The organism is Accumulibacter sp., from assembly GCF_023806565.1.
GTDB lineage: Bacteria > Pseudomonadota > Gammaproteobacteria > Burkholderiales > Rhodocyclaceae > Accumulibacter.
Genome location: NZ_JAMTDV010000006.1, coordinates 1 through 7,128 on the forward strand (window position 1 = coordinate 1; position 7,128 = coordinate 7,128).

Here is a 7,128-nt window from a genome sequence, read left to right on the forward strand (position 1 = left end):
TCGCTCGTCCAGCCGCACTCCCGCTGCTGGTCCGGCGGCTGCCAGTCGAGCCGGCAGCGTTCGCCGCGCCAGCAGACCTCGGCGTAGAGGCCGCGCGAATCGCGGCCGATCGCGCTCGCCCAGACGGGTTTGCCGAGCGGCGCGACGGCAAGGTCGAGATGTTCGGCGTGCAGCGTGATCGCGGCGACCTCGCGCGTCAGGCGCGCGAGCAATTGCGGTAGCGCAGCGATGGCGAAGTAGCGGCGGCTGACCGCTTCGCCGCGGTCGCCGGCGACGCTGAGCCGGACGACGGCATCGACCAGCGTCAGCTCGGCATACGGGCTGCCACTGCCCGGCGCCGCGCCGTCCGCCTCTGCTTCGAGCCACAGTTCGTCGCCGCGCTGGCACAGGCGGCAGGGCACGCGGCCCGGGCCTTGCCGGTCGTCGTGCAGGAAATAGGCGACGTCTTCCTCGCGCACGCCGGCCGGCAGATCGACCGCTTCGCCGGCGGCCAGCCGCTCGCGCTGCGCCAGCGCCCAGTGCGCGGCGAGCGCCGGGTTGGCGGCGAGCGCCGCGTCGCTCTGCCGCGTGACGTGCCGCTGCAGCCACTGGCGCAGCGCTGCGTTGCTGCCGCTTGGGCACGCCGTCGCGGCGACGTCCTTCTGCCATTCTTCGGCTTCTGCGGCGATCCGGGCCGGCACCGCGCCTGCGGCGAGATGCAGGCAGGCGGCCACCTCGGCGTGACGCACCGAAGCGGGGAGGCCGGTGTGCTGCGCAAGCAGGCAGTCGACGGCCGCCTGCCGCATTTCCGCGGCGAGCGAGGCGAATTTGCGCTGGTAGCCGGCGATCGCCTCGGGGCCGGCGAACTGTCCGCCGCGCGCGCTGGTGACGAGGTCGGCATGCTGCCAGACGAGCGCTTCGGCGAGCACGTCGGCTTCGCCGGCCGGCAGCCGGTAGCGCAGTGCACGCAGCAGGTCGGGTTCGATGACCACCGCCGGCGCCAGCATGGTCAGCAGCGTATCGACAGCGTGCGCGCGCCGCGTCTCGTCCGGGCCGCTCGCCGGAACGCCGGCCGACGACTCGCGCAGGCGGCTGCCGCGGTCCCACTCGACGATCGCGAAACCGCTCTGCAGGCTCGCCGCGTGCAGCCGCGCCGGCACCGGGCAGAGGACCAGCGGCCGGCAGCCGGCAGAACGCAGCCGCCGGCCGAACTGCTGCCAGCCGCGCAACGCTTCCGGCGCGGCATCGAGCAGGCCGAGGTCGCCAAGGATCAGCACCGGCGTTTCAGGCGGCGGTAGCGGCCAGCGCCGTGGCGTGCTCTGCGCAGGCTCACGGACGCGCAGTTCGCGGCCGGGATCGCCGGCGACGATCTTCGCATCGATCCCGAGCCGGCCGTGGCGCCGGTTCAGCGCGCGCTGCAGCGAGTTGAAGTCTTCGTGAAACGGCCGCGTCCGCCGGCTGTAATCGGTGACGATGGCGATGCGCGGGCTCCAGCCGTGGCGCACGAGCAGCGGCAGCGTGCGCAGTACTTCGCCGCGCGTCAGCCTTGCGAGCAGCCGCGGCAGGTCGGGTTCGCGCGAAGCGACGCTGCGGCCAAGCGCGCGGCGCAGGAAGGGCCACAGCCGCGACCACCGAGTCAGCGGCTGTCGCCGCGGCAGACGCAGCGAAGCGGGGGGCGGGCAATGATCTTCACGCAGGACTTGCGCGCTGGCCAGCCACGGCGGCGCTGCCGGCCCGGCGGCGGTGGCCGCTTCCGGCGCGCGCTCGCGGTGCTCGACGACGTGGAAGAAGCGCGCTTTCGGCAGTTGCGCCGGGCGTTCGGGAAGCGGCGGCGGCTCTGTGCCGACGACGGCTTCGCCGAGTTGCGTCGCGGCTTCGCTGCCAGTCGCGTACACCGTCCGGGGCTTGCTCGCCGGCGCCGGCTCGAAGCCGAGCGCGCGCGCCGCCCCGGCCAGCGCCGCATCGCCGTGCGCCGCCCAGATACGCAGCAGGTCGGCACGGCCGACGGCCGCCCGCGGAGCCGCGCCGCCCATCAGCCGGCCGGCGGGTGTTTGCGCAGAGCGAAGCCGCTGACCTTGGCGAGCAGCTCCGGCTGCTCCTCGAGCGTCGGCGCGAGGGTCACGACGACGCGCAGGAGATCGAGATATTCCGCCTGCCCCGGCCCCTGCAAGCCCTCGCTCGCCGCCGCCTGACGATCCTGCCAGAGCTGGCGGGCCGCTTCGCGATAGACTTCGGCGTGACAGCGGCTGCCGAAGTGCAAGCAGCCGCGCTCGATGAGCCGGGCGCTGAAATCGGCTTCGTTCGCCGGCAGGCTGAGGTTGAGCACCAGGCAGCGGCGAATGAACGCCGCTGGCAGTTCGCGCTCCTCGTTGGTGGTGATGACGACCAGCGGTGTCGGCGTTCCGGTCTGCGCGCAGACCGGCGTGTCGAGCCAGGGAACGGGGAAGGCGCCGTTGCCGAGCGTTTCGAGCAGTCCGCTCGGCAGGTCGGCCTCGGCCTTGTCGATTTCGTCGATCAGCAGCACCGCTCCCTTTGCCGGCGACCAGTCGGCCGGCGGCTGCGGCTGCCCGCCGCGCCCGCCGCTGTGCTCGTACTGCCGCGCCGCCGAATCCCAGTCGAATACCCACCAGAGTGCGCCCGGACTCAGGTAATTGCGCTGGTCGAGGCGCTGCCGCACTTCGTCGGCGCTGCAATGGTGCGCGCCCATCGCCTGCGCGTCGCCGAGCCGGCCGAGCGCGTCGAAGCGCCACTGCAGGTCCTGGCTCTCGCTGCGCGCATGCACGACTTCGGATACGAACAGCCGGCCGAGCGCCTCGGCCGCGGCGCGCGCCAACTGGCTCTTGCCCGAACCCGGCTCGCCGCGAACCAGCAGGGGCCGCTGCGCCGCCAGCGCCGAGCGCACCGCCCAGGCGGATTCTTCGTCGAACAGGTGCACCGCCTCGGGCCAGGAGCCGCGGGGCGGCAGGGGGATCGGGGTGAGGGGAATCATCGGGATCGAGGTGGTGTTCATCGCGGCTTCGCTAGAAGTTCGGGGATCGTCAGAAACTGGCGGACCAGGCCCATGAAATAGTACTCATCGCTCAATAGAAGCGCCGGCGCCGCTCCTTCGGCTTGGAAGACGATGACACTGACGTTTCCGAGCGCATCGAGGACTTCCTTTTGAAACTCTGGCTGGGTGACCAATGTCTGCTGGTCGCGGGGAACGAGAATGTAGTGGTGAAAGGTTTTGAGCTCTCGGCGGGCAGCCAGCTCGCCTTTCAGCTTGTCTCGATCCTCTTTCTCCAGATGCGACCGGGACTCTTCCGGGAAGACACAGCTCCATGTCTCGAGCAACAGATTGTTGAGAACCGCTGTGGCGTTCCAGCCACTTTCGTATTGCGGGAGCTGGACCGCCCCGGCACCAACGACATTGCTCCTGTGAAGCCGCAGTCGAGGCTCGACTTCCCGGTAATGCGAAGTGACCATCTCTACGCCGAGAGTGGTCCTCACCCCGATGTCGACAGCCAGCTTTCGCGCTGCCAATGCCTGCCGCTGCGCGAAACGAAAGGACTCCCCGTCGACTCCCAGCAGCGTCAGCCAGGCCAGCACCGACTTGGCGGAGGCCCAGGCATCGGAAAATTCCTTGCGTTGCTCGTCCAGTCGGGTGAGGGAAGCGAGCGTAGCCGGAAAGAGCAGGTCAGCGATGGCCTTGTCCGGTGTCCTTGCGCAGAGCGCTTCCGCGGTATCGCTTGCGCGAGAAGCTCCCGAAGCACACAGCCTGTCCTCCAGCGCGTCGCGGAGGCGAGCACTACGTCCCAGCGCAACGCGCACCTCGGCAACAATCCTGCGCCGGAAATCGTCGACTTCAGCATTACCCTTGATTCGGTCGAGCAGCGCGGCGAAGTCGGTGTCGCGGTGCACGTCCTCGGTCAGCGAGTTCATGTCGGCGAGGACGTTCATCAGCTTGTCTATCAGCCGGTGGAAGTCGGCATAATCCTCGAGACTCCTGCGCAGTTCGAGCGTGTGTTTGCAATCTTCGAGACCGTTCAATTCTTGTTCGAGCTGTTTGGCCTCCGCGATCCAGTGCTTGACGAACTGGATCCGCTCAACAGGCTTGTACAAGTGCGTCCCACGCAGGATGATCGGATATACCCGCTTGCGGAAGTCGGCGAAGTGTCGGTCCTGGTGGATTCCACACAATTCGTACATGCAGTAGTCGGAGCGGAAATAGGCATCGCTGAGCACGAGGACGATGTGCTCGGCCTGGGCGAGCTTGTCCATGAACGCGCGGATCGACTGGCCATAGCCTATGTGCTCCGTATCGCGCACGAGTTCGATCCCGCGCGCCGTGCACGCCTCGCCGAGTCTGTCGACGAGCCGGTTCTGTTCCTCTTCCCGCCACGCATACGAAACGTAAACGCTGACCATTGCCCCTTCCCCCCGCAGCGGACCGCGCCCGCCGAATCGGCCGGGCAGGCGTCGCCAAGTGCTTGAAGTATCGGCACTGGCGCCGCTTTCGTCAAACCGGGCACACGAACGGACGGGCGAATAGCGCCTGGCTATCGATCAAATTACCAGAATCAATTGGAACAATTCTGGCGGCTCCACTATCATCCGTCCGTCACGCACTTTCCTTCACCGAACTCACAGGAGACTTGAGATGTCTTTGATCAACACCGAAATCAAACCGTTCAAAGCGACCGCTTTCCACAACGGCAAGTTCGTTCCGGTAACCGACGCCGATCTCAAAGGCAAATGGTCGGTCGTATTCTTCTATCCCGCCGATTTCACCTTCGTCTGCCCGACCGAACTCGGCGATCTGGCCGACGAGTACGAGTCGTTCCGCAAGATCGGCGTCGAAGTGTATTCGGTTTCGACCGACACGCATTTCACGCACAAGGCCTGGCACGACGCTTCCGACACGATCAAGAAGATCCAGTACCCGATGGTCGGCGACCCGACGGGAACGATCACGCGCAACTTCGACGTGATGATCGAAACGGAAGGGCTGGCGCTGCGCGGCACTTTCGTGATCAACCCCGATGGCGTGATCAAGGTCTGCGAGATTCACGACCTCGGCATCGGCCGTGACGCCAAGGAGCTGCTGCGCAAGGTGCAGGCAGCGCAGTACGTCGCCAGCCACCCGGGGGAAGTCTGCCCGGCGAAGTGGACTCCGGGTGACGCCACGCTCGCCCCGTCGCTCGATCTGGTCGGCAAGATTTAGACCGCAGCGAACGTCGCGCGGGCGAGCAGGCCCGCGCAGGACCCCGGGTTCCGGACAAAGGGGCCGCCAAGCAGTTCGCTTCGCGGCCCCTTTTTCATGCCAATCGAAGAGGAACAACACTGATGCTGGATGCAAACATACAGGCGCAACTGCGCGCTTACCTGGAAAAGATCCGGGAGCCGATCGAACTCGTCGGCTCGCTCGACGACAGCGCCAAGGCGCAGGAAATGCTGGCCCTGCTGCAGGACATCGCGGCACTCTCGGACAAGGTGGTCGTCCGCCGGGACGGTGACGCAGCGCGCAAGCCGTCGTTCTCGGTCGGCCGCCCCGGCGAGCCCGCGCGCATCAGCTTCGCCGGCGTGCCGATGGGGCACGAGTTCACTTCGCTGATCCTCGCGCTGCTGCAGACCGGCGGCCATCCGCCGAAGGTCGATGCCGGCGTGATCGACGAGATCCGCGCGATTCCGGCGACGGCCGGAGAGTTTCACTTCGAGACGTTCATTTCGCTTTCCTGCCATAACTGTCCCGATGTCGTACAGGCACTCAACCTGATGGCCGTGCTCAACCCGGGAATCAGCCATCAGATGATCGACGGCGGGCTGTTCCAGGACGAGGTGACGGAACGGCAGATCATGGGCGTGCCGACCGTCTTTCTCAATGGCCAACCGTTCGGGCAGGGGCGGATGACGCTCGAAGAGATCATCGGCAAGGTCGACAGCGGCGCCCTGCAGCGCGAGGCCGAGAAGGTTTCGGCGCGGGCGCCGTTCGACGTGCTGATCGTCGGTGGCGGGCCGGCCGGCGCCGCCGCGGCGATCTACGCGGCGCGCAAGGGGATCCGCACGGGTGTGGTCAGCGAGCGTTTCGGTGGGCAGGTGCTCGATACGCTGGCCATCGAGAACTTCATCTCGGTGAAGGAGACCGACGGTCCGCGACTTGCCGCCGGACTGGAGGAACACGTCCGGCAGTACGGCGTCGATATCATCAACCTGCAACGCGCCGAGGCGCTGCTGCCGGGCAACGCCGGCGGACTGCACGAGCTGCGGCTGGCCAGCGGCGCGACGCTGAAGAGCAAGGCGGTGATCATCGCCACCGGCGCGCGCTGGCGCGAAATGAACGTTCCCGGCGAAAAGCAGTATCGCGGCCATGGCGTCGCCTATTGCCCGCACTGCGACGGGCCGCTGTTCAAGGGCAAACGGGTGGCGGTGATTGGCGGCGGCAACTCGGGCGTCGAGGCAGCGATCGATCTGGCCGGGGTCGTCGGCCACGTCACCTTGCTTGAATTCGAAGGCATTCTGCGTGCCGACGCGGTGTTGCAGAAGAAGCTGTTCAGCCTGGCGAACGTCAAGGTGATCACCGAGGCGCTGACCACCGAGGTGACCGGCGACGGACAGAAGGTCAACGGTCTGCTGTACACCGATCGTGCCAGCGGCGACGCGCACCGCATCGACCTCGAAGGGGTTTTCGTGCAGATCGGCCTGCTGCCGAACAGCGACTGGCTGACGGGTACGCTGGCGCTCTCGCGGCATCGTGAAATCGAAATCGATGCGCGCTGCGAAACTTCGCTGCCGGGCGTCTTCGCCGCCGGCGACGTGACGACCGTGCCCTACAAGCAAATCGTCATCGCCATGGGCGAAGGCGCGAAGGCGGCCCTCAGCGCCTTCGACCATTTGATCCGCAGTTCGGCCTCCTGAGGATCTGCTCGCAGAGGTGGCGCCACTGCCGCTTGCCCGACGGAGGACTGTCGGGTAAGGTTCCGCCATGACGAACCCCGAGACGAGCGCGGACCTGCTGCACATCCTGCAGAGGGAGTTGTCGGGCAAACGGGCACTGCTGATCGATCGCTATCCGAATGCCCGGACGTCGCTGCGCACGATGCTTGCGGCGCTGGGTATCGGCTCGATCGATAACGCCAGTACTTCGCTCGAAGTCCTCCGGCAGGTCAGGAG

The 7,128-nt window shown here is 67.2% G+C and carries 5 protein-coding genes and 1 pseudogene; 3 read left to right on the top strand and 3 right to left on the bottom strand.

Going from position 1 to position 7,128, the window contains the following annotated elements; genetic code table 11:
- The 3 genes from NFV80_RS00510 to NFV80_RS00520 form a co-directional block, all read right to left on the bottom strand.
- The coding region (locus NFV80_RS00510; RefSeq protein ID WP_295326764.1) for a hypothetical protein at nucleotides 1–2,012 on the bottom strand (2,012 nt) is incomplete at its 3' end.
- Nucleotides 2,012–2,989 carry an AAA family ATPase gene (locus NFV80_RS00515; RefSeq protein ID WP_295326766.1) on the bottom strand — a complete coding sequence of 326 codons (978 nt, stop codon included), beginning with the start codon at nucleotides 2,987–2,989 and terminating at the stop codon, nucleotides 2,012–2,014. The genes NFV80_RS00515 and NFV80_RS00510, both read right to left, overlap by 1 nt.
- The gene (locus tag NFV80_RS00520) at nucleotides 2,986–4,386 is read right to left on the bottom strand and encodes a toll/interleukin-1 receptor domain-containing protein (protein WP_295326768.1); all 1,401 of its coding nucleotides are present in this window, start codon (nucleotides 4,384–4,386) and stop codon (nucleotides 2,986–2,988) included. The genes NFV80_RS00515 and NFV80_RS00520 overlap by 4 nt, the downstream gene beginning before the upstream one ends.
- Before the next feature lie 232 nt (nucleotides 4,387–4,618).
- Between NFV80_RS00520 and ahpC the strand changes: the two genes are divergently transcribed.
- From ahpC to NFV80_RS00535, 3 genes and pseudogenes are all read left to right on the top strand, one after another.
- The gene (ahpC, locus tag NFV80_RS00525) at nucleotides 4,619–5,182 is read left to right on the top strand and encodes an alkyl hydroperoxide reductase subunit C (protein ID WP_295326770.1); all 564 of its coding nucleotides are present in this window, start codon (nucleotides 4,619–4,621) and stop codon (nucleotides 5,180–5,182) included.
- A gap of 122 nt (nucleotides 5,183–5,304) precedes the next feature.
- Nucleotides 5,305–6,873 (top strand): alkyl hydroperoxide reductase subunit F, encoded by a 1,569-nt coding sequence (gene ahpF / locus NFV80_RS00530; protein WP_296757468.1) that lies wholly within the window; start codon nucleotides 5,305–5,307, stop codon nucleotides 6,871–6,873.
- A 67-nt stretch (nucleotides 6,874–6,940) separates the two neighbouring features.
- Nucleotides 6,941–7,128 (top strand): annotated as a pseudogene (locus NFV80_RS00535) (response regulator); the annotation flags it as partial.

Excerpts from the sequence above, each read along its gene's own strand:
- NFV80_RS00520 (WP_295326768.1), bottom strand. The coding sequence starts at position 4,386 with ATGGTCAGCGTTTACGTTTCGTATGCGTGGCGGGAAGAGGAACAGAAC.
- ahpF (WP_296757468.1), top strand. The coding sequence starts at position 5,305 with ATGCTGGATGCAAACATACAGGCGCAACTGCGCGCTTACCTGGAAAAG.
- NFV80_RS00515 (WP_295326766.1), bottom strand. The coding sequence starts at position 2,989 with ATGAACACCACCTCGATCCCGATGATTCCCCTCACCCCGATCCCCCTG.
- ahpC (WP_295326770.1), top strand. The coding sequence starts at position 4,619 with ATGTCTTTGATCAACACCGAAATCAAACCGTTCAAAGCGACCGCTTTC.